Annotated in this window: 22 protein-coding genes; 16 read left to right on the top strand and 6 right to left on the bottom strand. The window is 61.2% G+C overall.

The features are described from left to right. Window positions 1–1198: 1198 nt before the first annotated feature. Window positions 1199–3493, top strand: a complete 2295-nt coding sequence (locus DDE77_RS14005) for an AAA family ATPase (protein ID WP_108398092.1) — start codon at window positions 1199–1201, stop codon at window positions 3491–3493. Between the two features lie 72 nt (window positions 3494–3565). Then, entirely contained in the window at window positions 3566–3748 is a 183-nt protein-coding gene (locus tag DDE77_RS14000; RefSeq protein ID WP_245895262.1) for a PDDEXK family nuclease, read from the top strand. An 847-nt stretch (window positions 3749–4595) separates the two neighbouring features. Here the strand turns inward: DDE77_RS14000 and DDE77_RS13995 are convergent. Together DDE77_RS13995 and DDE77_RS13990 are read right to left on the bottom strand one after the other, a co-directional pair. Beyond that, a complete protein-coding gene (locus DDE77_RS13995) occupies window positions 4596–5234 on the bottom strand; it encodes a hypothetical protein (RefSeq protein ID WP_108398091.1) in 639 nt (212 codons plus the stop codon). 33 nt (window positions 5235–5267) lie between these two features. Then, a complete protein-coding gene (locus tag DDE77_RS13990) occupies window positions 5268–6143 on the bottom strand; it encodes an alpha/beta hydrolase (protein WP_157959834.1) in 876 nt (291 codons plus the stop codon). 144 nt (window positions 6144–6287) lie between these two features. Between DDE77_RS13990 and DDE77_RS13985 the strand changes: the two genes are divergently transcribed. From DDE77_RS13985 to DDE77_RS13950, 8 genes are all read left to right on the top strand, one after another. Further along, complete coding sequence (locus DDE77_RS13985; RefSeq protein WP_108398089.1) at window positions 6288–7421, top strand: mandelate racemase/muconate lactonizing enzyme family protein; 1134 nt, start codon at window positions 6288–6290, stop codon at window positions 7419–7421. Continuing rightward, window positions 7408–8439, top strand: coding sequence for an ABC transporter ATP-binding protein (locus tag DDE77_RS13980; RefSeq protein ID WP_108398088.1), 1032 nt, complete (start codon window positions 7408–7410; stop codon window positions 8437–8439). Before DDE77_RS13985 ends, DDE77_RS13980 begins: the two co-directional genes overlap by 14 nt. Beyond that, window positions 8439–9440 carry an ABC transporter ATP-binding protein gene (locus DDE77_RS13975; RefSeq protein WP_108398087.1) on the top strand — a complete coding sequence of 334 codons (1002 nt, stop codon included), beginning with the start codon at window positions 8439–8441 and terminating at the stop codon, window positions 9438–9440. Before DDE77_RS13980 ends, DDE77_RS13975 begins: the two co-directional genes overlap by 1 nt. Then, on the top strand, window positions 9421–10380 hold the full coding sequence (locus DDE77_RS13970) for an NAD-dependent epimerase/dehydratase family protein (RefSeq protein ID WP_108398086.1): 960 nt from the start codon (window positions 9421–9423) through the stop codon (window positions 10378–10380). The genes DDE77_RS13975 and DDE77_RS13970 overlap by 20 nt, the downstream gene beginning before the upstream one ends. After that, complete coding sequence (locus tag DDE77_RS13965) at window positions 10377–10838, top strand: RidA family protein (protein ID WP_108398085.1); 462 nt, start codon at window positions 10377–10379, stop codon at window positions 10836–10838. The genes DDE77_RS13970 and DDE77_RS13965 overlap by 4 nt, the downstream gene beginning before the upstream one ends. Window positions 10839–10925: 87 nt before the next feature. Next, window positions 10926–12524, top strand: a complete 1599-nt coding sequence (locus tag DDE77_RS13960) for an ABC transporter substrate-binding protein (protein WP_210204397.1) — start codon at window positions 10926–10928, stop codon at window positions 12522–12524. 58 nt (window positions 12525–12582) lie between these two features. Then, window positions 12583–13527 carry an ABC transporter permease gene (locus DDE77_RS13955; RefSeq protein WP_108398084.1) on the top strand — a complete coding sequence of 315 codons (945 nt, stop codon included), beginning with the start codon at window positions 12583–12585 and terminating at the stop codon, window positions 13525–13527. A gap of 14 nt (window positions 13528–13541) precedes the next feature. Next, on the top strand, window positions 13542–14417 hold the full coding sequence (locus DDE77_RS13950; RefSeq protein WP_108398083.1) for an ABC transporter permease: 876 nt from the start codon (window positions 13542–13544) through the stop codon (window positions 14415–14417). A 47-nt stretch (window positions 14418–14464) separates the two neighbouring features. On the opposite strand, the gene DDE77_RS13945 is transcribed toward DDE77_RS13950, so the two are convergent. Then, window positions 14465–15163 carry a FadR/GntR family transcriptional regulator gene (locus DDE77_RS13945; RefSeq protein WP_170116524.1) on the bottom strand — a complete coding sequence of 233 codons (699 nt, stop codon included), beginning with the start codon at window positions 15161–15163 and terminating at the stop codon, window positions 14465–14467. Between the two features lie 243 nt (window positions 15164–15406). Between DDE77_RS13945 and DDE77_RS13940 the strand changes: the two genes are divergently transcribed. Then, window positions 15407–17101 (top strand): thiamine pyrophosphate-binding protein, encoded by a 1695-nt coding sequence (locus tag DDE77_RS13940; protein ID WP_108398112.1) that lies wholly within the window; start codon window positions 15407–15409, stop codon window positions 17099–17101. Continuing rightward, a complete protein-coding gene (locus tag DDE77_RS13935; protein WP_108398082.1) occupies window positions 17098–17877 on the top strand; it encodes an HpcH/HpaI aldolase family protein in 780 nt (259 codons plus the stop codon). Before DDE77_RS13940 ends, DDE77_RS13935 begins: the two co-directional genes overlap by 4 nt. 290 nt (window positions 17878–18167) lie before the next feature. Here DDE77_RS13935 and DDE77_RS13930 read toward each other — a convergent pair whose 3' ends face one another. The 3 genes from DDE77_RS13930 to DDE77_RS13920 are packed head-to-tail and all read right to left on the bottom strand — an operon-like array spanning window position 18168 to window position 21073. Next, a complete protein-coding gene (locus DDE77_RS13930) occupies window positions 18168–19025 on the bottom strand; it encodes an aldose epimerase family protein (protein WP_108398081.1) in 858 nt (285 codons plus the stop codon). Then, window positions 19026–19913 (bottom strand): 2-dehydro-3-deoxygalactonokinase, encoded by an 888-nt coding sequence (locus tag DDE77_RS13925; RefSeq protein ID WP_157959833.1) that lies wholly within the window; start codon window positions 19911–19913, stop codon window positions 19026–19028. Between the two features lie 8 nt (window positions 19914–19921). After that, window positions 19922–21073, bottom strand: a complete 1152-nt coding sequence (locus DDE77_RS13920) for a mandelate racemase/muconate lactonizing enzyme family protein (protein ID WP_108398079.1) — start codon at window positions 21071–21073, stop codon at window positions 19922–19924. Window positions 21074–21204: 131 nt separating this feature from the next. Between DDE77_RS13920 and DDE77_RS13915 the strand changes: the two genes are divergently transcribed. The 4 genes from DDE77_RS13915 to DDE77_RS13900 all read left to right on the top strand — a co-directional run bounded on the left by DDE77_RS13915 (window position 21205) and on the right by DDE77_RS13900 (window position 26196). Continuing rightward, window positions 21205–22935 (top strand): SMP-30/gluconolactonase/LRE family protein, encoded by a 1731-nt coding sequence (locus tag DDE77_RS13915; protein WP_170116523.1) that lies wholly within the window; start codon window positions 21205–21207, stop codon window positions 22933–22935. Between the two features lie 14 nt (window positions 22936–22949). Further along, the gene (locus DDE77_RS13910; protein WP_108398077.1) at window positions 22950–24044 is read left to right on the top strand and encodes an ABC transporter ATP-binding protein; all 1095 of its coding nucleotides are present in this window, start codon (window positions 22950–22952) and stop codon (window positions 24042–24044) included. Continuing rightward, window positions 24041–24847, top strand: a complete 807-nt coding sequence (locus DDE77_RS13905; RefSeq protein ID WP_108398076.1) for an SDR family NAD(P)-dependent oxidoreductase — start codon at window positions 24041–24043, stop codon at window positions 24845–24847. The genes DDE77_RS13910 and DDE77_RS13905 overlap by 4 nt, the downstream gene beginning before the upstream one ends. 80 nt (window positions 24848–24927) lie before the next feature. After that, entirely contained in the window at window positions 24928–26196 is a 1269-nt protein-coding gene (locus DDE77_RS13900) for an ABC transporter substrate-binding protein (protein ID WP_108398075.1), read from the top strand. The last annotated feature ends 57 nt before the right edge of the window (window positions 26197–26253 follow it).

The following is a 26253-nucleotide window of genomic DNA, read 5'->3' as shown; positions in this document are numbered from 1 at the left end:
TCCGCGCGACCCGAGGTTGCCGTTCATTGCAGACACACGCCGAACGTCCTCTTCATCGTAAGGCAAAAGCTTGCCTGGACGGCTGGATTGAGCGCGTGTTCCTGTAGAAGTGCAGCGGTCACCTGAACGGCCGCTTTCCCGGCTTGGGCGCCCAGAAGCGGTCGGGCAGCTTGCCACCCCAACCCAGCCGAATGCAGCTAGCTAGCTAGCAAGCAAATGGACCGCTCCGCTCACAGGGCGTTGAACCCGCCGAGCGGCCTGCGCTCTTTAAAAGAAGCCGGCCCAACAACATATATCGGTCAATGGTTGGACCACGGGCGCTGCCCCTCCGGCGTCCGGCTCCAGGCCATCGAGAAGGCGCTCCCCTCACGGGTTGAGCGCCTTTTCTTTGCACGTCGTGATCCCCAGAACCAGAGGTCCAGCGGTGAGTCAGCAAGCTAGCTAGCAAGCTTGAAGGCGATGCCTCAGAGCAGGCAAATCACATGGGGCGGCGCAGAGGTTTTCCGCCAATCGCGACTATCTTGAACCTCTTGATTGGCACTGCGGAAAAGAACCTGTTCTCACGGTGGAGCTGGTCTTGCGTAACCTCGCCGGCCTCCAGGCGCGCAGCATCCCGCATGCGACTAAGCTCTTTTTGCTTTGCACGCTCGTCCTGGTTCTCGCTGGCGGGTACTTTCTTCATTGGCAGCCTTGGGCCTTGTTCCGTCGAGTTCGAGAGCAACAAGATAGCTTAAATTGAGGTCTATGGGACTTCAGGTCACCGTTTATGGGATTTGAGGTGATAGTTTATGGGATCTGATGCAGTTCTTTGCCGGACTCCCAAGGAAAAACCCTGCAAAATCAAGGGCAGTTGAGCACCAAACTCTCACGGAAGCTCACCGGAAATCCCATAAACGGTCACCTGAGAATGGAGGCCCTTCGGGGCTGTAGCATCCGCTCGCGCCGATGATGTGTGGCTGATTCAACTGCGTACAAGCTTGTGCGCCGCACAAAGGCATACCCTTAGCAGGGGTGCGTTAAGGCGACTTTTTTTGCCGATGTTTTTTGCTTATCAAGTCGTTGTTTTTAAACCGAAAATCTGGATATTAGCTGATAAAATTGCCGATCTTTGGTGCACCGTGAGGCAATGCCCCAGGCAGGAGGCTCGCGTGCAAAGCTCTCCCGGTATGCTAAGCTAAGGGTATATCGGGGGGAATTGATGGTTTCGCATATCCAGCTATTGAGGAATGTCGGCGCGTTCGACAGCGTGGCGGCAGGTGGTGCCCTGCCCCTTTCCAAGTTGTCCATCATCTATGCCGAGAACGGACGCGGTAAAACCACCCTTGCAGCAATTCTCCGCTCCCTAGGCACTGGAGACCACAGGCTGATAACCGAGCGTCACCGCATTGGCGCCGCGCACCCTCCCCACGTCGTCATCCAGTTTTCTCCGCCCCAGGCCAACGCTATTTTCCAAGGCGGGGCCTGGTCCCGGCTGCATCCCGACATCGCCGTTTTCGATGACCGCTTTGTCACGGAAAACGTCTATTCCGGGATGCGCGTTGTTTCCGAGCACCGTCAGAACCTGCATGACCTGATCATCGGCGCGCAAGGCGTCCAGCTGAATGCGGCGCTGCAGGGGTACATCGACGCCGTCGAGGGTCACAACCGGACTCTGGCGGAACTTGCGGGTAATTTACCAGCCGCCACACGAGGCTCATTGAGTGTCGAGGATTTTTGTGCGCTGCAGCAGCACCCAAGCATATTGGAAGCGATCCAGGCAGCCGAGCAGGAGCTGGCAGCTGCCAGGTCCGCCGATGACGTTGCCCGGCAGTCGGCGTTCGGTGCCATATCTCTGCCCCGCTTCGACGTGGAGGCCATTGACACGGTTCTCCAGCGGGCACTGCCTGATGTGGAACAGGATGTAACGGAGCGGCTTGAGGCGCACTTCGAAGGGATCGGCCGAGGTGGCGAGGCATGGGTGGAAGCCGGAATGCAGCGCGTGATCGCGCCCCATACGGCAGAAGCAGCCTGTCCCTTCTGCGCTGAGCCGCTGTCGCGGTCCCAGCTCCTAAGGCACTACCAGACCTATTTCGGCGAAGCCTACAGAGCCATGAAAGCCGCCGTGTCAGGCGAACTTCAGAACGTCGGCCGCGCGCACAGCGGCGACATCAAAGCGGCCTTCGAACGGTCCATGCGTGTCGCGGGGGAGCGCCGCACCTTTTGGGCAGCATTCACGGCTGTACCAGAGCTGAATGTTGACACAGCAATGGTGGTGCGGCTTTGGAATGTCGCTCAAGAAGCCGTGCTGGCTACCCTACGCCGGAAACAGGACGTGCCGCTTGAGCCGCTCGAACTGGATGCCGACGCCCTGGGTGCTGTCGAGGAATATCACGCTGTTTGCGACTTCGTCGCTGCCCTTAGCGAGAGCCTGACGGCATTGGGCGGTGACATTGCCCTGGTCAAGGAACGTGCTGCCGGTGCCGATGTTGGCGCACTCACGCGTGACCTGGCGAACCTCACGCGCCTGCAGGCACGTTTCGAGCCGGCCATGGTTGCCGCCGTTGCGGCGTACACGGCCGAAAAAGCGGCCAAGACCAACACAGAGGGCTTGCGCAACCAGGCAAGAGCCGCCCTTACCGCATACCGCGATCAGGTGTTCCCGGCATATGAGCTGGCCATCAACAGATACCTGCAGCGCTTCGCGGCAGGCTTCCGCCTTGGCAATGTCGCGTCAGTCAACAACAGAGGCGGATCCGCCTGCAGCTACACGGTGCTCATCAACCAGGTGTCTGTGCCGCTTGTGCCAGCGAATGACGGAGAACCTGGATTCCACACCGCATTGAGCGCCGGTGACCGCAACACCCTCGCACTGGCGTTCTTTTTCGCGTCGCTTGAACTAGATCCGGCCAAGGCTGCAAAAATCGTGGTGATCGACGACCCGATGACCAGTCTCGATGAGCACCGATCGCTGAACACAGTAACGGAAATCCGGCGGTTGCTCCCGGAGGTTGGGCAGGTCATCGTGCTTTCCCACTCGAAGCCGTTCCTTTGCGCCCTTTGGGACGGTGCGGACCGGGTGGCGCGTTCTGCGCTCAAGGTTGCCCGTGACCAGGGTGGTTCTACGCTGGTGACTTGGGATGTCGCCCAAGACTGCATCACCGAGCACGACCGGCGCCATGCACTTGTCTCGAGCTATATTGTAAGTGCCGTTGGCATTGACGAACGGAGCGTTGCCGCTGCCCTCCGTCCTGTCCTTGAGGCTTTTGTCCGGGTGGCCTACCCCGACCATTGTCCGCCAGAAACGCTGCTGGGCCCGTTTATCGACAAGTGCCGCCGCGCAGCGGCCCAGGGCCAACCTATCTTGTCAGCTCCTGACCTTGTTGAACTGGAAGAACTGAAAAACTACGGCAATCTCTTCCACCATGACACCAATGCTGCCTGGCAAACGCAGGCTATCAACGATCAGGAGCTCGCCGACTTCTGCAGGCGGACGGTAGCCTTCGCGAGGCGATAGTTTGGATAGTGTTTCGAAAGAGGTGCGAAGCCGGATGATGTCCGGCATCCGGTAAAGGACACCAAACCGGAGTTGATTATCCGGCGCGGCCTGCACGCTCTTGGCTTCCGGTTCAGGCTTCACGATAAAGCTCTGCCCGGCCGGCCAGACTTGGTCTTTCCAAAGTACCGGGCTGTCATTCAGGTGCAGGGCTGTTACTGGCATGGGCATGGATGCGCCGTCGGGCACCTGCCGGCAGATACAGAGGCATATTGAGGCGGAAAAATAGCTAGCAACCTGGAGCGTGACGCACACAATCCAGGTCAAATACCCAATCACAAAGGCGGAGACGGCTATCGCCGGTACCACAGGCGAAGCTCAGGCAGCGATGATGGTAGGGGCTCTTCGTTCAATCTGTCGCTTCCATGACTGCCCTTCGCGCCTGGAGAAGCTTACCTGTTATTAGCGTATGTTTTTTCACCATCTGCGAGTTCGCACCCTTCAATCCGAGCGAAAGGGCTTCGCACGGCTACTTCGTGGTCCCGGATGTCGAGGGAGCGGAGGGCGTCGGCTTTTGGGCCGCCACAGCACCCCTCTAAACGTTTTTCATTGGTCGAGACCTGCGTTTATGCGGCTATCGAGAATGTAGGGGTGCGACTGTTGCGCGCTCTCGCAGACAAAACCCACAAAGGCTCAAGCAGTAGGGGCCGTTTCTGACCAGCAACCTGCAAGCAGGCTAATTGCCTTGCACGTTGCGCCGCAATGATCGCTCGTCCGATCATGCCGCGCAATGCTTCAAGCTAGGCATCGCTAGGCCGCACCTGACCGCTGCCACGCACGCCGCATCGCTCTTTCCGGGCCGCTGATGCCTCGTTACATCTAGCGAAGTCAGCATGGCGAACTGAGGCAGCTGGATTCGGATGATCACGGTGATCCCAAGCCTTTGTCCTTACGATGCAAAGACCGCCGGCAGGCAATTAGCTGTCGGCGGCATCGTGTTGATAGATTCTGCCAAATGCGTGGAGGATGTTCAGGTTGAGCCCGGACGGCGGGGTGCTAGTTGCAATTCGCGGAGCAGCGTTGCCGGGAAAGCCGCCGCCAAGCTCTGCTCGGTAGCCGACACTTAACAGGGGCGTTCGCCAAATAGACGGTAGGTTACCGAGCGTGGCTTGTTGGCTTCTTCAGGCGTCGCAGGAACGAAGGAGGAAGTGCCTCCCGAGAGTTCGGCTGGCAGGATCATCACGCGAATGAAGGCGCTGTTGCTGTCATGGATATTCTTGCCGACTACCCAGTCCTTACCGGATTCAAACCAGGCATGCCCCGCATCGATCCGTTCGCTGTCTTCCCCAATATACGCATGCAGGCGCCCCTTGAGCAGGCGGCGGATACCGGGACCACGATGACCATGAAGCGGAGTCTGTGAACCCGGATTGGATTCCACGCGGTCGGCGCGGAAGATTCGCTCACCCGAATAAGCCTGCGGCAGCCGACGCGAAATGACAAGGCTGATGCCGTCCCCCTCGAGCACCGACTGCGTGATGGGCGCAAACTCGTAGAGCCAGGCCGTTCCGGCTCCAGACAGACTAAACGGCCCAGTGGCGAAATGGCCGTTGTCGGCTTCGACCGCACTACCGTCGAGGGTGGCAGTGCCCCTGGCGACGTAGACAAAGGCTACGCCAGTTGGGGCGACGATGCGGGGTTTGGAAGCCAAAGAAATGTCATAGACGCTGAGGCGATGCTGATTCAGTTCGAGCGCGGTCATTACAAAAGTCTTATGTTGGACAAGAAATAGGTATCAACGGCGGCGCTGTGCCAAGCGCAACATGGCCCCGCCAATCGGGCTTTCCGGCTGCATAAAGGGCAGCAGTATATTGAAATGGTTGTAATTGGGCAGCACGTGTACTTCCGGCTGGTTGCCGTGGCGATGAAGGTGATGCGAATAGCGGAAGCTCTGGTCGATCCACTGCCAGGGTTCATCGCCACCGACCATCACCGCGACTGGGCAATGCACCAGGGGAGTCCGCGTTTCGACATTGCGGTTGGCGATGATCTCGGCGGTCAGGTTGAGTTGGGCATTAACCGTGGTGAGCGCTGCCGGCGCAGGATCATAGATCCCGCTGACCGCCACCGCGCCAACGAAGCACGTTGGATCGACGCCGCGGGCAGTCCAGTCGGTGGCGAGGACTTCTGCGACGAGATGGGCACCGGCCGAGTGGCCGGAAAGGCTTATCGCGCCGGCATCCCCGCCGTAGCTTGCAATGTTCTTTGCGACCCATTCCACACCGGCAAGCGCTGAATCCGTTACCTGGTCAAGAGTTGATTCGGGGCAAAGCTCGTAGTTCATAACGACGGCTGTGATGCCATGCTGCACCAACATTCCGGCGATAAACGCATAGTTGGACTTGTCTTGCGCGCGCCAATAGCCACCATGCAGGTAGATGTGAACAGGGCGCGGCCCATCGCCTGGTGCCGGGTAGATATCAAGCGTGTGCAGCTTGTGATCGCCATAGGCAATGTCGGCGTGACGCGGCAATTCATTGAGTGCCTGCTCATTGGCCGGTTCGCGCAGGGCGCGATACTCGTTGAAATTGGGACAGGCATTTTGCGGGTTGTAGTGGCGCTCATGCTCTTCGGGCGTGAGGCTTTCCCAGATTTTTGCAGCGTTGGTCATAACCGTCCTGTGAGGATCAATGCGGAGATTGGTTGGCACCATAACTCCCAAACAAATGCATTTTAAAGAGGCCTCTTGCGCTTCTGGTGAAAAATGGTTCACATATGATCCGGAATTGATCACTTTTGGCTGCGAGGGTTCGCCTTGAAGATAACCGCCATCCAGTTCGTTGCGCTAAGCGCTCCCCTCGGAGCTGCCAAGCCCTACGGAATGTCGAAGTCGCTGGCGACCGGACGCGCTTCCACAGTGGTCAAGCTGACGCTGGAAAATGGCATTGTCGGCTTCGGCGAGGCTTGGGGACTGCCGGCCTTCAATCGCGGTTACGAGGGCTTCCTCGCCAACTATCTGGTCGGCACCGACGTCTTCGACATCGAGCACGGCTACACCCGCATCATGGCCCGCCACTACCATTTTGGTATCCAGGGGCCGATGATGGCCTGCATCAGCGGCATCGACATGGCGGCCAAGGATGCCATGGGGAAGCTCTTGGGCCTGCCCGTCTGCAAGCTATTGGGCGGCCAGCGGGTTGACAGCGTGCCCATCTATGCTTCTGGCGGCTATATCACCGAGACCCCGCGAGAAGATTACCGGGCGCAAATGGACCTGCTGGCAGCGGGGAACTACCCGGCCGTCAAGATCAAGATCGGCCTTGGCCCGGACAGTGACGAGGAGCGCGTTGCGATTGCGCGCGAAATGCTCGGCGACGACGTCGAACTGCTGGTCGATATCAATTCCAACTATACCTACGACTTGGCCATGGAGAGCATGGAGCGGCTCGCCCGCTACCGCATCGGCTGGATGGAAGAGCCGCTGAACCCGGCCGATTTCAAGGGCTATGGGCGCCTGCACAAGCGTGCCCGCATGCCGATCGCCACGGGCGAGGCGCTCTACACCGTGTTCGACTTCAAAAACCTGGTCGATGCTGGCGGCGTCGATGTGCTGCAGCCCGACCTCAGCCTTTGCGGCGGTTTCTGGCAGGGTCGCAAGATTGCCGAACTGGCCTATGCCAACCATCTTCGCATGTCTCCCCATGTCTGGGGCGGCGCCATCGGGCTGGCTGCAGGTATCCACTTCATCGCTTCGCTGTCGGCCTTCCCCCATTCAGACAATATCCCCAAGCCGACGCTGCTCGAATACGACCTCGGCGCCAATCCGTTGCGTACCGAGCTGCTGAAGGAGCCGATCGTTGTGGAGAATGGCAGCATCGCCGTTCCGCAGGGGCCGGGCCTCGGCATCGAAGTCGATGAGGAGGCGCTGCTCCGATATGCTGCAGCCTGATACCATCCAGCACTCCGCCCATCCCGTACTGAGCGTCACCGATCTCAAGACCCACTTCTTCACTGATGCCGGCGTGATCAAGGCCGTTAATGGCGTGACCCTGAGCGTCAACGAGGGGGAAACGCTCGCCATCGTCGGTGAATCGGGCTCTGGCAAGTCGGTGACCGGCCTCACGGTCATGCGCCTCCTGGCGCGGACCACCGCCAAAGTCGTGGGTGGCTCGATCCATTTTCACGGCCGCGACAATGTCAGCACCGACCTTCTGGCGCTGAGCGAGAAGGCGATGAGCCGCATTCGCGGGCACGACATCGCCATGATCTTCCAAGATCCGATGTCGAGCCTCAATCCGGTCTTCACCGTGGGCGATCAGGTCGGCGAGCCCCTGCGGGTACACAAGGGGCTGAACAAGCGCGAGGCCCGGCTGCAGGCCATAGAGCTGCTGCGCCAGGTGGGCATCTCCAGCCCAGAGAAACGCGTCGACGCCTACCCCCATGAGCTGTCTGGCGGCATGCGTCAGCGCGTCATGATCGCGGTGGCCCTGGCCTGCGATCCGCGCCTCTTGATCGCGGACGAGCCGACAACCGCCCTCGACGTGACCATCCAGGCCCAGATCATCGACCTGCTGCGCAAGCTGCAGCAGGAGCGCCGCATGGCCATGGTTTTCGTCACCCACGACCTCAAGCTGGTCAAGCAGATCGCGGACCGCGTGGCCGTGATGTATGCGAGCCAGGTGGTTGAAGAGGGGCCGGTCGACGAGGTCCTCGCTAACCCGCGCCATCCTTATACGCGCGCGCTGCTCGACTGCATTCCCTCGCGCCGCGACGGCTCCGGCAATCGCCGCTCGCTGCAACCCATCCCCGGCACCATGCCCAATCCGCTGTCGCCGCCGGCCGGGTGCCGCTTTCATGCCCGCTGTTCCTACGCCCTCCCGGCTTGCATTGTCAGCGAGCCTGAACTGCAGGCCACGGATGGCAAGCATGTGACCCGCTGTATTCGCTGGCAGGAGATTGCACCGTGATGCTAGCTGAAAATTCAGAGGTACAGCCCGTTGACCAGCGCCCGCTGGTTTCCGTCACCGGGCTCAGCAAGCAGTTTCCGGTGCGCGGCAACAGCTGGGGCGCCCCGGCGCAGGCCGTGCGCGCCGTCGAAGACGTCGATCTGACCGTTGCGCCGGGCGAAGTGCTTGGTGTCGTGGGTGAATCGGGGTCCGGCAAGTCCACCGTCGGCCGCCTGTTGCTGCGCCTGGTTGAACCCAGTGCGGGCAAGGTGATCTTTGATGGCCAGGACCTGGGCGACCTTGGGCCGGACGAGCTGCGCAAGTTCCGACGCCATATGCAGATGATCTTCCAGGATCCGTTCGCCAGCCTCAATGCCCGCATGACGGTGGGCGATGCGCTGATGGAGCCGCTCAAGCTGCATCGGCAGCAGCGGGGCCGGGCGGCCGAGGACGAAGCCGTGGCACTGCTCGAAAAGGTTGGCCTTTCGGCTGACCATTTCAAGCGCTATCCTCGCGCCTTTTCCGGCGGCCAGCGTCAGCGTATCGCCATCGCGCGCGCCTTGGCTTCGTCGCCGCGCTTCATCGTGGCCGATGAGCCGGTTTCGGCGCTCGATGTTTCGGTGCAGGCCGAAGTGCTTAACCTGATGCAGAACCTGCAGCAGGAACTTGGGCTGGCCCTGCTGTTCATCAGCCATGACCTGTCGGTCGTCGAGGTCATTACCGACAGGGTGATGGTGCTCTATCTCGGCCGCGTGATGGAAGTCGCGCGCACTGAAGAGCTCTACGACAATCCCGCCCATCCCTATACGGCAGCGTTGCTGCAGGCAGCTCCGGGCTACGCCGGTGAAAGCCGGCAGATCCTGGGCGGTGAAATCCCGAGCCCGATCGCGCCGCCATCCGGCTGTGTTTTCCGTACCCGCTGCCCATTCGCCCTGGCGGAATGCGCCCAAACCGTTCCGGCCCTGCGCGAAGTTCGCCCGGGTCACTACAAGGCTTGTATCCGTGACGACATTGCACTCTGAAACCCTGCGCGTACTGGTTATCGGTGGGCGCGGCTTCGTGGGTTCCCACATTGTGCGGGCCCTGGTCGCGCGCGACATCCCCGTGCACGTTTTCGGCCTCACCATGGCCACCGACCTGCTGGCCGATCTTGACGGGCGCTTCGGCGAGACCGTCGGCTCGGTTGAAGACCGCGCGGCAATCCTGGCGGCCATCGAAACGAGCGGTGCAACCGCGATCGTTACCACCGCTGCCTTTGGCGAGGGCGCCAAGGGACTGATGCAGGGCGGCGAGGCCGATGCCGACCGCGCCATGGCGATCAATGTCAACGGCCTGCGCCATGTGCTCGAAGCTGCCCAGACCGCCGGTGTCAGCCGCGTCGTCACCACCGGCTCGAGCGTCGTGTTCGGCCCCGCTGACAGCTATGACAGCGAGCGAGTCGATGAGACCGGCGTAAAACGGCCGCGCACCATGTATGGATTGACGAAGGTTCTCTCCGAAGACCTGGTGCAGTATTATCGAGACCGGCATGGGCTGGATGCCAGCTCCATTCGCCTGCCCATCGTGCTCGGGCCGGGACTCTGGTACCAAGGGGCGGCCAGCGCCATTGCCGGCGTCATCGCCAACGCTGCGCCGGGCGCCCGCCATCAGGTCCGTTTCCACGATCTGCCGATCGACCTGATGCATGTCTCCGATGTCGCCCGCGCCATTGTCGAGACGCTGGTCACGGCAGAACCGCTCGAGGCGATCTATCACATCAACGGCTTTACCGCCCGGCTGAGCGAAATCGGCGCCGCCGCAGCGGCCTTGGTTCCCGGCTATGTCGTTGAGCAGGAAATCGTGGCCCCAGCCAATACTTTCCCCCTGATGGACGACAGCCGCTTCCGCAAGCGCTTCGCCTTCATGCCCGAATACGACCTCAACGGATTGCTGCAGACCCAGATTGCCGGAGACCTGCCATGAGCATCGACGCGCGCCTCAAAGAACTCGGGATCGAACTGCCAGACGCGGCATCCCCCTCGTTCAATTATGTTCCCGTGATCCTGCATCGTGGCGTCGCCTATGTCAGCGGCCAGATGCCCAAGGTTGAAGGTGAAGTGCGGGTGTTCGGAAAGGTCGGGGCCGAAGTCGATCTCGCCACCGCGCAGGGTGAAGCCCGCATCTGCATTCTTCAGGGTCTGGCCTGCCTCCGGCAATCACTGGGTTCGCTCGACCGGGTCGAGCAGGTGCTCAAGATCAACGGCTTCGTGGCCTCGGCGCCGGGCTTCAATGCCCAGCCCAAAGTGCTCGATGCAGCCTCGGATCTCCTGGCAGAAATTTTCGGCGAGGCCGGACGGCACGCGCGGGCAGCCATCGGCGCAGCCGAACTGCCTCGCAATGCAGCGGTCGAGATCGAGATGACAGTCGCCTATCGCGACTGAACGAGGCGCCGAATGGCGCATGACGACTGCAGTCGCGGCCCACGGGGCGCGGCATGCAAGAGAACGAGAGAACGCAAGGGGAGTATTATGACGTTTATGAATGTATCCAGCATGCGTCGCTTCGGGCAGAAACTGCTCGGCGCCACCATGCTCAGCCTGCTGGCGCTGTCGCCCAGCCTGGCCGACGAAATGAGCCTTTACGGCCCGGCCGCAGAAAACGCGGTCAGCGGCGGTCGCCTGAACATGGGCCTGCTGCTCGAGCCGCCTGGCTTCGATCCGTTCCACCAGGCCGCCGATGCGCGCATCCGCCTGAGCGTTCTGGTCTACCAGGGCCTGTTCTACGAGGGCGCGAACGGCCAGGCCATTCCGCTGCTTGCCGAGGGCTTCGAGGTCTCCGAGGACGGCCTGGTCTACACGATCAGGTTGCGCCAGGGCGTCAAGTTCCATACCGGCGGCGACATGACCGCTGCGGACGTGGCCTATAGCTACAACTATATCCGCAACCCGGATAACGGTTCGCCCGGCGCCGGCGACTTCTCGATGGTGAGCAATGTCGAAGTGGTGGACGATTCCACCGTTCGCTTCACGCTGACCAACAAGAACTCCTCGCTGCCCATGACGCTTGGCAACAAATACGGCGCCGTGGTTCCTGCCGGCTACTTCGACGATGAGAGCGCCAAGAACCGCATCAACGCCGAAAGCGTTGGCACGGGTCCGTTCAAGCTGGTCGAATTCGTTCCCAACTCGCATGTCGCCCTCGAGCGCAACGAAGACTATTGGGAAGCCGGCGTTCCCTATCTCGACGCCATCGACTTCTCGATCCTGCCAAACAGCGCATCGATGCTGGTTGCCCTGCAGAACAAGCGCATCGATCTGGTTCCGCTGAGCCGTCCGCAGGACGTCCAGCAGGTGTCCTCGGTTGCCGGCCTCAATATCGAGCGTTGGCCATCGCTGGCACAGACCGCCATCGATCTGGGTTCCGAGCTCGAGCAGCTCAGCGACGTCCGCGTTCGCCAGGCCATCTCGCTGGCCGTGGACAAGAACGAGATCCTCAAGGCATCCGTTGGCGAATATGGCACCGTGCTGGGCACCATGGTCTCGGGCATGCAGGAAAGCTGGGGTCTACCGCTCGACCAGGTTCCGATGCAGGGTCCTGATATCGAGAAGGCCAAGGCGCTGATGGCTGAAGCCGGCTATGCCGATGGCTTCACCATGACCCTGACCACCATCAACGGCTTCGACTGGATGGATCCGGCTTCGGTTACCCTTCAGGAGCAACTGGCGCAGATCGGTATCACGCTGGACATCCAGCGCGTCGATCTGGGTGTGTGGGTGAACAACTTCCGCTCGAGCCAGATGGGCTTCACCTTCAACGACTGGGCTGCCCAGCCTGACCCGAACCTGCTGTTCTATCGGCACTTCCACAAGAAGCCCGATGGCGCCGACTTCCGTAACTGGAACAATGACGAAGCCAGCGCACTGCTGGACGAGGGGCGCGCTGAAGCCGACCCTGCAAAGCGGCGCGATATCTACAACCGGTTCCAGACCGTACTCGCCGATACCGTTCCAACGATCATGCTCTATTCGCCTGATCACGTGACAGTTCGCAGCGACAAGGTGCAGAACTTCACCCAGCATCCGACTGGTTGGTACTTCGGTCTGGCGCGGACCTTCCTCGCCGAATGATGTCAAGGCGGGAGGCGCTGCAGCGCCTCCCGTCACCTAGCTGCGCACGGGATCGATCATGGGCTCATACCTACTCAAACGGCTGTTCGCCTCACTCCTCACGGCCGTTCTGGCGTCCATTCTCGTTTTCTTGCTGGTGCGCATGGTGCCCGGCGACGTCGTAGCGCAGATGATGGGCCAGGCGGGCGGCGAGAACGCAGCCGGGGCATTGCGTGAATTTTTCGGTCTCGATCAGCCGATCTACATGCAGTACCTGACCTGGATCACCAATGTCCTGCAGGGCAATCTCGGCAACAGCTGGACCCGCGGCCTGCCGGTGACCGACATGATCGGCCCCGCCTTCCTGGTCACGCTGGAAATCGCCATTCTCACGCTTGCGGTCGCCACCCTTGTTGGCGTCCCGCTCGGTATCCTTGCCGGCATCTACGAAAACCGTCCGCTCGATACGGCAATCCAGACCTTCAACATCCTCGGCCTTGCCGCGCCGGTATTCTGGGTTGGTCTGATGCTGCTGGTGGGTGTTTCCGCCGTCATTGGCTGGTCGCCGCCACTGCGCTTCGTGCCGATCACCCGATCGCTGAGCGACAACCTCTCCATCCTCATTCTGCCGATTGCCAGCCTGGGGCTGCTGCAGGCCGCCGCCTATAGCCAGTTCGTGCGCCAGAATGTGGTGTCGGCACTCAACCAGGAATATGTGCGTACCGCCATTGCCAAGGGTGTGCCGATCCGGGTGGTCTTCTTCAAGCACATCCTGCGCAACGTGCTGATCCCGATCATCACCTTCATGGGCCTGATCCTGATTCAGATACTTGGCGGCACCGTGATCATTGAATCACTGTTTGCCTTGCCTGGCCTCGGGCGTCTGCTGCTCACCGCCATCGAGACGCGTGACTATCCGGTGCTCCAGGGTGCCCTGTTGATCGTCGTCGTCTCCGCCATGGTCGTCAATCTTGTCGTCGATCTGACCTACCGCCTGATCGATCCGCGCGTGCGCGTGGCCTGACTTCGGAGTTTCCCATGGCACAAGCTACCTCATCCTCTACGCCATCCGTCCCGGCGCCGCTTGGCACCTGGGGCAAGCTGATACGGACCGCGCGTCGCGAACCCGGCCTGGTGCTCGGTGTTGCCCTGCTCGTCCTGCTGCTGCTGGCCGCGCTTTTCCCTTCGCTCTTTACCTCGCAATCCCCCATCGGCGTTTTCATTGACCGGGCCATGCAGCCCCCGTCCCGGGACCACTGGTTCGGCACGGACGATGTCGGTCGCGATATCATGGCGCGCGTCATCTATGGCACGCGGGTTACCCTCGCCATATGTGCGGGTTCCCTGCTGATCTCGGCAGTGATCGGGGGCACCCTGGGGCTCATTTCGGGCTTTTTCGGCGGCTGGACCGATCAGGTGCTCGGCCGTCTGGTCGACGTCCTGCTGAGCTTTCCGCCGATCATTCTGGGTGTCATCATCACCGGCGTGCTGGGGCCGGACATCATCAATCTGGTCGTAGCCCTCTCGATCGTCTACATGCCCGTCTTCTTCCGCATCGCCCGTGCCGGTGCGATGAGCGAAGTGGGCAAGACCTATGTCGAGGCGGCACGCAGCATCGGGGTGCGCGACAGCACGGTGTTGAGCCGCCATGTCATGCGCAATGTCCTGCCGCTGATCCTCACGCAGTATATGATCCTGTTTCCCCTGATCCTTCAGATCCAGGCCGCACTCGGTTTCCTTGGACTTGGCGTGCAGCCACCAACGCCTGACTGGGGCGCGATCATGGAACAGGGCAAGGACTACATCCTCTACGCGCCCTGGATCTCGGTGTTTCCCGGGCTTGCCGTTCTCATTGCAGCACTTGCCCTGATGCTGGTTGGCCGCGCCGTGCAGAAGCGGATGGATCAGCGATGAACCGGGAAGTGAGGTCTGGCGGGACGGCTCGCGCCGTCCCCCGTTGGTCAGTTGCTGCTGACGTTAGACAGGGTGCGCAGCAGGTAGTCGCGAATGGCTTCGCGCGCCTTGTCGGCATCGCCGGAGCGCAACGCCTCGAGGATCACCAGATTGTCCCGGTATGCGGCTTCGCGCACGACCAGGACGGGCGACAGCTGCTGTCCCGGACGGCCCCAGCCGGCGCGACGCCGGGAAGCAATGATCTGCTCGAAAATCGAAATGATGAAGCGGTTACGCGAGCCGCGGGCAATCGCCATGTGCACGGCATACTTGGCTTCCTTGAACTGATCCCAGCTCTCGGCATTGCGCACCTGTTCAAGCGCCATTTCCATTTCGCCGATCAACTCGGGCGTAATGCGCTCCACGACCAGATCGGGCAGGTTGGGTTCAAACAGCAACCGTGCTTCGAGCAACTCGGCCAGCGTGAACTCATCCTGCGCGGACGCAGTGCGCACAAAGGTACCGCGACCGACATGGCGAATGATCAGACCTTCGTCTTCGAGCAGGTTGAGCGTCTTGCGCACACTGTTGCGCGCGGCATCAAAATGCTCTGCAAGCGCGCGCTCGGTGGGCAGGCGGCTTCCGGCAGGGTAGGCCCCCTGCATGATACCCGACTTCAAGTCGCGATAGATCGACTGCGAATCCAGTTCGGACTTGGCGCGAGCACTTGGCGCGACACCGGCTACCGAGTTGGTTTCGATATTCATGTTCACCGACCATTGGGTTGCAATTATAGCCGCTTTGGTTGGAGCGGCTGAATTGCTCAAACCTATATCAGACTAGCTGATTTTTTAAAGAGACTATCCAAAGTCCAGCCGCGAATTGCTTCATTGGACCGATCAGGTTGGAATTGGTTCGAAATGGGCGAAGGCCGGAAAAATGAACTGGCGCAGCAGGAGCTTAAGCGAATGCCATGCCTCGAAGGACGCAAGAAGGAGAATAAGATGACGGTGGACAACACCAAGACGACCCGCCGGGGTGGAGATTTGCTGGTCGCCAGCCTGCTGGCCCAAAAGGTGGACCGTGCCTTCTGCGTGCCCGGGGAAAGCTATCTGCCCGTGCTCGATGCACTCCATGACGTTAGCGACCAGATCGATCTGGTGGTATGCCGCCACGAGAGCGGCGCCGCCAACATGGCTGAAGCCTATGGCAAGCTCACCGGGCGGCCCGGCGTGTGCTTCGTGACCCGCGGTCCAGGCGCCACCAATGCCTCGACCGGCATTCATACCGCCTTCCAGGATTCCACGCCGCTCGTGCTGTTTGTCGGCCAAGTCAACAGCAGCATGAAGCACCGCGAAGGCTTCCAGGAAGTAGACTTCGCGGCCATGTTCACGCCGCTGGCCAAGTGGGCCGCAGAAATCACCGATCCGGCGCGCATTCCCGAATATGTGCATCGCGCATTCCAGACGGCCATGGCAGGTCGGCCCGGTCCCGTTGTACTGTCCCTGCCCGAAGACATACTCAGCGACCTGGTTTCGTCCGAAATTGACCCCGGCCTGCTCGCCGCCCCGATCTCGGGAGCGCCGACCGAAGGGCAGTTATCGCGTATTGCCGAACTTGTCGAAGCCGCCGAACGCCCCCTGCTGATCGTGGGCGGCGGAGACTGGACCGCCGTATTGGGCGAACAGGTTGCGGGCTTCGCCGAGCGCTTCGGCGTGCCGATAGCGGCGTCGCTGCGCTGCCAGGACTATGTGAACAACTATCATCCCAACTATGTCGGCCACCTGACCATTGGCGCCGAGCCAAAGCTGGTCGAGCGCGTGCGCCAGGCAGACCTCCTGATCGTTATGGGGGCGCGGCTGGGTGAGATGACCACCGCCGGCTACACGATCATCGACCCGGCCAAGCGTGGCGCGATGCTGGTTCACATCTATCCGGACCCCGAGGAGTTGGGCCGCGTCTACCAGGCCAATCTAGCCATCAATGCGGGCGCCCCGGCGACGGTTGAAGGGCTTGCGCGTTTGCAGCCCAAGACAGGCAATACGAAGCGCGGAAATTGGGTGGCCGAGGCACGCGCCGATTACGTCGCTTCGCTGGCCGTTACGCCGCGCGAGACCAGCGTGGATCTGGCGCAAGTGGTCACCGAAATCCGTAAGGCAGTTCCGGCTGACACAATCGTCTGCTCGGGTGCCGGCAACTACACGGCATGGGCCCATCGCTTCTGGCAATTCTCCAGCTTCCGCACCCAGCTTGCGCCCACATCTGGTGCCATGGGGTATGGTGTGCCGGCAGCGATTGCGGCAAGCCTCATATATCGCGACCGCACAGTCGTGTGCTTTGCTGGTGACGGATGCTTCCAGATGAGCAGTCAGGAACTGGCGACGGCGGCCCAGTTTGGCGCCAGGGTTCTGTTCGTTGTGGTGAACAACAGCATGCTGGGCACCATCCGCATGCACCAGGAGCGCGAATTTCCCGGGCGGGTCTACGCCACCGATCTGGTGAACCCCGACTTCGTGGCGCTTGCCCGTTCCTATGGCCTGGCTGCAGAACGGGTCGAGCATACTGCCGATTTCGGGGCGGCGTTGCAGCGGGCGTTGGCTGCCAAGGGCAGCGCCCTGATCGAGGTCGTCACCGAGAAGGAGGCGATTTCCCATCGCACGACAATTTCGGCCATGCGCGAGAAAGCGAAAGCGAGCCAGAAATGAGGACCAACGCAGTCAAAGCACACTGGGCACAGGGAAAGCCGGCCATCAATGGCTGGCTCTCCATCGGCAACGGCTTCGCGGCCGAGATTATGGCTGCACAGGGCTATGACAGCCTGACGGTGGACTTGCAGCACGGCGTGGTGGACTATGGCAGCGCCGTGCAGATGTTCCAGGCGATGGGGGCAAGCGGCGTCATGCCCATGGCCCGCATTGAGCAACTCTCGCCATCCAATGTGACCCGCGCGCTCGATGCCGGCGCAATGGGCGTGATCTGCCCGATGATCAATTCTCGGGCAGACGCCGAGGCACTGGTTTCTTATTCGCGATACGCCCCTAATGGGATCCGCAGCTTCGGGCCGACGCGGGCGATGTTTTCGGCCGGGCCGGGCTATTGCGGCAATGCGGAGGACGAACTGATCTGTATGGCCATGATCGAGACTGCCGAGGCGATGGACAACCTCGATGCCATCTGCGCGACGCCGGGGCTGGACGGGATCTATGTCGGCCCCTCCGACCTTACGCTTGCGTTGACGGGCCGCCGCTATCGTGTCGGCTTTGACCGCGAAGAACCCGAGATGATCGAGGCGATCCAAACGATCCTGACTGCTGCGCATCGGCACGGCATCAAGGCGGGCTTGCATACGGGTAGCGCCCACTATGCCTGCCGGGCTGTCGGTTGGGGCTTTGACTTCGTTACTGCGGGCACCGATGTGCGGCTGCTGGCGGAAGCTGCAGGCCAGACTGTGCGTTCCGTCCGGAAAGCACATGGAGCATGAGCAGTTGAGCCCCAAAATCGATCACGTCCCCGGGTAAGCGTCGGCAGGGCTCTGGTGGAGGCAACAACAATATGATGTCATGCTCGATGCAGTGGTGGAAAGGACGATGCCTCACTGTGCGCCAGTTAAACGTCTAGGTGAGCGCTGCGTTTTCGCTTGAATCGCGGTACCGGTAGGCCATGATATTCCCTTGTTCATGCTGCCAAAACGAATGTAGGGGTGCGATTGTTGCGCGCTCGCACAGCCAAAATGTCCTTATGTTTAGCGATCCCCCACGGAGCCCCTGCAGGTTAGCAATCATCTGCAGCGTGTTCGCTAAATATCGCCATCTTAATGGACGTGATCTCGCTAAAGCCTAAATTTATGCTCCGGCTCAGGGCGAAATTCGGCCCATTCGGCAGGGCAGTTGAGGGTTCAAGACAGCAAAAGCCAGCCGACCTCGTTGGTGAGAACACATGTAGGAAGGGAGCACTCGACCACAGTCGCAAGTTGTTGTCTCGTTGGCGAAGCAAAGCTTTTCCATCCCAGCCAATGAATGTGTTGTCGATGCGTTCTGCGGGCAGAGTTCGCGGCTGGACGAAGTCGTCGACGAGCGGCCCAATATGGGTCGGAAGCCCCGCTGCGTCGCTCATCACCTGCCTTGCAGAACTAAACTGCAGACAGGTCTCCTCGTCGCTCACAAACGATGGATGGAGGCCGATCCCGAACGGCAGTTCCGCCCCGGTATTGGTGACACGCAACTCGACCAGCAATCGCCGCGGAGATAACCTGTAAGTCAGCCTGGCGCTGTACCGAAAAGGACCCGGCTCAGATGCATCAAGGGTGAGGCTTAGCCGGTTCTCCTGTTGCTCGATCAATTCCCACCTGCTTTGGAAAGCCGTGCCATGCAGCGGCATCGGGAAACCCGAAACATTTGGCGCGATTAGATGGAAGCGCCCACCGGATGAGAAGCCCCCACCGCCGATCCTATTGCACCACGGCGCCATGACGATCATCGCCCGATCGAGAGGGCTTGATGGATATTGGCCGGCAGGCCGCAGAATGTGACGCGAGCTTGCCTTTTCCTCCCTAGAAAATTCCAGCAGACCGCCTCCGTCCAGCGTTGCAATCGCGCGATAAGGGCCGGCTGAGAGGGCAAGCTTGTCCACCTATGCGCTCAATTCGACGATCAGCCTCGCAAATCCGGCAGCAGCCGAGCCGGCCTTGACGGGTGATCGAGTGCCGAATTGCTGCAGGGCTCGCCGGTACGAATAAGCGACCGGTGTCTCGCCCAATATGACCACCGATGACAGATCCGGTTGTCCGGCAAGAACCTCGGCGATTTCCGAGCCGATCAGGACTCCGGAAAGATAATCGCTGATCTCGTGCGGCTTGAGCTGATCAAAGAGCACAAGCGATCGCGCCGAGAAAAGGCGCTGCAAAACGCCGCCGGGCAGGGCGCCTTTGTCCCTCGCGATGGCCACACCACGGTCGAATGCGGCTTCGCTCGGGGCGTAGTCCGCCGGGATCAACTTCGACAGCAGCGAATCCTTGCGCAGCAGATTGAGGATTTCACCTGACATGTAAGTGCTCAGATCGACAATGCGCTGGCCATCGGTGCGCACCCATTTGCTGTGTGCCCCAGGTAGCACGATCAATTCGGGCAGTGTCCCTTCGATGCCGAAGATCGCCATTTCCTCCCCCCGCATGACGTCGGGAAGCGGGTCTTGCCGGGCAATGCCGGGGAGAAAATATATCGGCGGCAAGCTGCCAATATCGCGGCGCTCGGCCTTTCCAAAAAGTTCGGAGATCCCCGCCGGGACAATGGCAAAAGGCGATTCCACCCAACCCGTGCGGCTAGTGACCATGCCTGATAGCAGGATGGCTTCGCTATCGGGCAGCCAGGCGCCAAGCTCGGCGCGCAGCACGGCTTCAAATGCCCCTTCCCTGACGCTGTTCACGCCGCTCTGGCTTTTGTGTTCGGCAAGCACCGCTCCGTTCGCTGCCATGCGCCAGGCGTGAAAGGCGGACGAAGTCCATTCGACTGTAATAAACATCATGCGCCTCAATATGCCGGCTTGATGGGAAACCAGTCTTTGCGGGACGTGTCGAGATAGGCGCCGGCGATGCCGTCCACCCGATAGCGCTCCAGCGCCTCGACTTCCACGTCGACCCCAAGCCCCGGACCTTCCGGAATGGCAAAGAGTCCGCCATTTAGAACTGGCGGATTGGGGCTGATATCGCCGCCGAGATACGCCCGCTCGGTATCGATGGCGATGGACATGTTGGGGATCGACGCCGCGAGGTGGATATAGGCTGATTGCGACAGCGCCAGCTCGGCGCCCGAATGCAGCGTCACGGGAATGCCCACCGACTCGCAGATCGCTGCCGCCTTGATGGTCTGCCACAGCCCGCCCGCCTCGTGCGGATCAAGGAGAACGACGTCTGCGGCGCTCGCCCGAACGATGTTGCCGACATCTGCCAGTGTGTAGGCGCTTTCATCAAGTGCGATAGGCACCGGTGAATTTGCAACGAGCGCAGCGTGACCAGCCAGATCGTCAAGCTCGAGCGGCTGCTCCACATAGGAGGGGTCGAATGGCCTCAGTTTTTCCAGCTGTCGCTTGGCGGTGCCGGGATGCCAGGCGCCATTGACGTCGAGCCTTAGGGGCCGATCGCCGATAACTTTGCGCGCCGCCTCGGCAAGAATGATATCGGTTCGCTCGTCGAACCCGATCTTGACCTTGAAGGTCTCATAGCCCTTATCGAGAAAGCGCTGCAGCCGCTCGGTCAATCCCTTGGGTTCGTTGGTGAAGAGATAGGCCGCGGCCTCGATGTCCTCGCGCCACTTGCCGCCCCACAGAGCGTAAAGTGGCAGGTTGGCCTGCTTGCCCAAAGCGTCCCACATCGCCATTTCGAGCGCCGCAATGCCCATCACCGCGGCGCGCTTATGGTGATAGAAGCCAGCTCCCAGAACATGGCGATGCAATCGCTCGACATTGGCAACGGGGTAGCCGATGGCCAATGGCGCGATGATATCGGCGAACACAGCGGGCACGTTTGCGATCAGCGAAATGGTCTCGCCCCACCCAGCGATGCCGGCATCCGTCTCGATGCGACAGACCAGTCGCGTGGTGCCGATCCGGCGCCCCGAACCCCAGAGAATATCCTCGGTAAAGGGCATTCTGATCAGCCAGTGATCGACCTTGATGATGCGCATTCTTCCTCCAGCCGCAATACCAGCGGCACTTCATGTGTTGACATGGAACTTAGTTCCAAGATATTCGGATGGCAACACAACGCTTAGACGCTGTATCGGTGAATCGGAAAAATCCGATCGCGGGAGAGGTCATGGGCAAGTCCCAGCTAAACGCAGTTTCGCCTGCTAAGGACGTCGAGGTTGAGGCCCCCGGCACGCCAGGCGTGCAGGCGCTGACCCGTGGCATCCAGCTGCTCGATATCGTCGCCTCTGCCCCCACCGGCCTCCGGTTCACAGAGCTTCTGGAGCAGACAGGCATGCCCAAGGGCACGCTGCATCGCCTGTTACAGTCCCTGGTTGAAGAGCGACTTCTCGGCTTTGATGCGCGCAACCAGACCTATCGCCTTGGCGCGAGACTCTTCCAATGGGCGCACAAGGTATGGGATGATTTCGACCTGCGGGGTGCCGCCGAGCCCGAACTCGAACGCCTCCGCGACCTAACAGGTGAGGCCATCCGTCTCGGCGTCATGGATGGAAACAGCGTCCTTTATATCGATCAGCGCGAAGTGCCACAGCCGCTGCGCCTCAACAATGGTGTAGGCAGCCGCGCCGCCCCTCATGCCAGTGGCTTGGGCAAGGCCATGCTGGCGCATCTGTCACTAGAAAAGCGGCGCGCGCTCCTATCCGATACGCCGCTCGAAAAACTTACCAACACAACCATCACCGATACCGATGAGCTGATCCGTCAACTCGATCTGACCAAAGCACGCGGCTACGCCGTCTCGGTCGACGAGCAGAATGTCGGGATTTCCTCGGTCGCGGCGCCCGTTCTCAACCATCGCGGTGAGCCCATCGGCGCCATCGGCATTATCGGGCCTTCCTTCCGGCTGCCGGTTGATCGCCTACACGCGCTGGGACGCGAAGTCATCGAAGCGGCACGCCGCACATCCGGCAATTTCGGAGAGTTCGCCATGTCGCTTGGCATCCAGCCACGTCCGCTCGGGGTCGATCGCGCCGATGTGCGCTGCGTCATCCCCGCCAGTACTTTCCTCGGTGAGGGGCCGCATTGGTCCGAGCGCGACGGCAAGCTCTACTTCGTCGATATCCTCGCCCCTGCGGTGCATGCCGGCGACACGGTCAAGGGTACCTATACCAGCCTTGCCGTGCCCGAACTGGTGGGTTTCATCATCCCGCGCACACGCGGCGGCTTCGTCACAGCCATGCATGGTGAAATCCGCGGCCTCGATCTGCCCAGCGGCAGCATCACCACCATTGCCCGCCCCGAGGCCGATCGCCCGGGCAACCGCTTCAACGACGGAAAATGCGACCGCAAGGGACGCCTTTGGGCGGGAACGCTCGCCATCGACACCGCGCCCGATCAGGGACGGCTGTGGCGGCTCGATCCGGATGGGCGCACCTATGAGATGGATCGCGGCTTTCACGTCTCAAACGGCATGGGCTGGAGCCCGGACGACAAGACCTTCTACTTCACCGACACCGCCAAGCAGACTATCTATGCCTATGATTTCGACCTCGAGAGCGGGGCCATCGGCAATCGCCGCATCTTCGTCACCGTGCCGGAAACCGAAGGCAAGCCGGACGGCCTGACCGTCGATGCCGAGGGCTTCATCTGGATCGCTCATTGGGATGGCTGGTGCGTCACCCGCTACGACCCGACTGGGCAGGTGGAACGGGTGATCAACCTACCTGTGCCACGCCCGACATCCTGCGCGTTCGGCGGGCCCGATATGCAGACCCTCTTCGTCACCACGGCCCGCATCCGCCTCTCGGCCGCCCAACTCGCCGACGCGCCGCTTTCCGGCAGCGTCTTCGCCATCGATACCGGCATCAAGGGTCTGGCTGACCCGATGTTCGCCGGCTGATTGAAAGAACTCCCATGGCCAAGCTCGAACTCAGCGGCATCAAGAAGTCCTTCGGCACGACCGAAGTGCTCAAGGGCATCGACCTCACGGTCGAAGATGGCGAATTCGTCGCTTTTGTCGGTCCGTCCGGCTGCGGCAAGTCCACCCTGTTGCGCCTGATCTGCGGCCTCGATGAAATCACCGCCGGCCAGATGGCCATCGACGGGCAAATCGTCAACGACGTGCCCCCGGCCAAGCGCGGCATCGCCATGGTGTTTCAATCCTATGCGCTCTATCCGCATATGACGGTCGCAGACAATATGGGTTACGCGTTGCGGCTCGCCGGCACCAGCAAGCAGGAGATCAAGGCGCGCGTCGATACCGCCGCCAAGGTGCTGCGCATCAACAATTACCTCGATCGCAAGCCGCGCCAGCTCTCCGGCGGCCAGCGCCAGCGCGTTGCCATCGGCCGCGCCATCGTCCGCGAGCCCCGCATTTTCCTGTTCGACGAGCCGCTCAGCAATCTCGACGCCTCGCTGCGCGTCGAGATGCGCATCGAAATCGCCCGCATGAAGGACCGGCTGGGCACGACGATGGTCTATGTCACCCATGATCAGATCGAGGCGATGACGCTGGCCGACAAGATCGTGGTGCTCAATGCCGGCCGCGTCGAGCAGGTCGGCTCGCCCCTCGATCTATACAACAAGCCGCAAAACCGTTTCGTCGCCGGCTTCATCGGCAGCCCGAAGATGAACTTCCTGACGCTTGGCGCCGCGACGGGCGAGAGTCGCTTTGCCGTGCCGGGTGGCGAAATCAGGATTCCCGCTGGCCTCTCGTCCGCGCCGGCCGAAATCGGCATTCGTCCCGAACATCTCGAGCTGGTCGACCTCGGCCAGCAGCACACCCTGACCGGTACTGTCAGCATGACAGAGCATCTGGGCAGCGACACCTATGCCTATGTCTCGTTGAGCAGCAGCGAGGAAATGCTGGTGGTCCGACTCTCGGGCGAGCGCGCCGTAAAGCGCAACCAGACCATTGGTATCGCCTTCGATCCCGAGATGATCCACGTGTTTTCCGCTGACGGACAGACCATCGCATCGGCGCGGCCGGTGGCGCTGGAGGCGGCATGACCTTTCACCCAGAACTGGTCGCGAAGGCTGAGGTGGCGGTTGCCCGCTATCCCAGCCTCGCCGGAAAATCCGTGCTGATCACCGGCGGTGGATCGGGCATCGGCGCGTCGCTGGTCGAGCATTTCGTGGAGCAGGGCTGCAAGGTCGGCTTTATCGAGCTCCATGACGATGCTGCCGCCGAATGTGCCGATGCCGTGGAAAAATCCACCGGTACGCGGCCGGCCTACGAGGTCGCCGACCTGCGCGATATCGCCGGCATGCAGGAAGCCATTTTGCGCCTTGCCGCCAGCACGGGACCATTCAGCGTGCTGGTCAACAATGCCGGCAATGATGACCGCAAACCCATCGAGGACATCACGCCTCAATATTGGGATGAGCGCCAGGCTACCAATCTGCGCCACCAGTTCTTCGCCGTGCAGGCCGTAGCCGATGGTATGACCAAGGCTGGCGGCGGCTCGATAATCAATATGGGGTCGATTTCCTGGATGCGCGGCGCGCCGGGACTGGTGTTCTACACCACAGCCAAGTCGGCGGTAATGGGCATGACCAAGTCGCTGGCCCGCGAACTGGGCGAGCGCAATATCCGCGTCAATTCCATCGCGCCCGGCTGGGTGCTGACCGAACGGCAGGTGGTGCGCGCTAAGGCGATCTACCACGGCAAGTTCACCGAATATCTCGAAGCTCAGTGCCTCAAGGAACATCTGCTGCCACCCGACATAGCCCGTATGGCGTTGTTCCTGGCTGCCGATGACTCGCGCCTGATCACATCTCAGACCTTTATCGTCGATGGAGGCGTAGTCTAGCTCTCGCGGGCCGGGGAACGCGGTCGCACGTCCAACGGACGTATTGAAACACAGTTCCACACATATCGGGAGGAAACCGAATGAAAAGACTGACCAAGGCTCTCGGCACCGTTGCCGTGATCGGATCGATGGGAATCGGCGCCGTCCACGCGCAGGATCTCAGCTTCATGGGCTACAGCTACGCCGAAGAGACGGCGCGCCCCTCCGTGGAAAAGATCATTTCAGGCTTTGAGGCCGCATCCGGCCTAAAGGTCGAACCGATCGGTTCCGCCTGGGGCGACATGCAGAAGAACCTCTTCCTGCGCGCCCGGTCGAAGACGCTGCCCGACGTCGTGCAGATCTCCGAGCGTTGGCTGCCGACCTTTAGCGCCCTCGGGCTGGTCGACTATAACGAAGTGTTCGGCGCCGAAACTCTGAGCGAGATCTATGCGCCTGAGGCCCTGGCCATGGGCCAGATCGATGGCAAGCAGCTGGCGCTGCCGCTGATGTCCGGCTCGATCGGTATGGTAGCCAACAAGGCGGTGCTCGACCAGGCAGGCATCGCCGACATGCCTACTACGATCGAAGAGTTCGAGGCTGCCCTCGTTGCCGTTCGCGACAACGTGCCCAATTCCGTGCCCTATGCGATGGCCACGATCAACCCGAACTCCATCCTGCTTGACTATATGATCTGGACTTGGACCTTCGGTGGCCGCATCATCGATGATGAAGGCAAGGTTGTCGTCGATAGCCCGGAAAGCCGCGCTGCGCTCGAATTCATGGTCGGGTTGATGAGCGATCGCCTGGCGGCGCCCGAAGTCGACCGCCCCGACGCGCGTCGCCTCCTAGCCCAGAATGTCTCGGCCTTCTACATCGATGCGCCGCAGTCGCGCTCCTTCCTGCGCAGCTTTTCAGGGCAGGGTGAGGCATTCGACGTCAATATCCAGCCGATCGCCGTGCCGGTGGCCAATGAAGGCGACGAGTCCAAGTCGATCCAGTGGGGCCACATGATCATCTCATTCGCCCAGTCGAACCCGCCCGTGGCGGACGACGCGAATATGAAGTTCGTCAACTATCTGGCCGACGATGCGGTGCAAACGCAGTTCCCTGTCGAGCTGAGCGCCCTGCCGGGAACCCTCGCCGCGCGGCAGAACCCAGCCATTGCCGACGATGCCTATCTCTCGGCCTGGGCCGAGTTCAACCAGACGCCCGTAATGAACGAGATCGGTATCTGGGATAATGGCGCCGAGCTGACCCAGATCATCGGCGAAGAAGTGCAGGCTGCGCTGCTCGGCCAGAAGTCCTCGGATGATGCCATCGCGTCGATGGCCGGTCGCCTGCAGGCTTCCATGGACAAGCTGGCCAACTAGGTCTCCCCGCCCGGCGCCTCGGTGCCGGGCCATCTGCATTCGGTTCGAGAGCGCCCC

Source organism: Devosia submarina (assembly GCF_003056345.1).
In the GTDB taxonomy this organism is placed as follows: Bacteria; Pseudomonadota; Alphaproteobacteria; order Rhizobiales; family Devosiaceae; genus Devosia; species Devosia submarina.
Note: the sequence above shows the minus strand (reverse complement) of the source record. Positions and strands in the feature narration are given on the sequence as shown.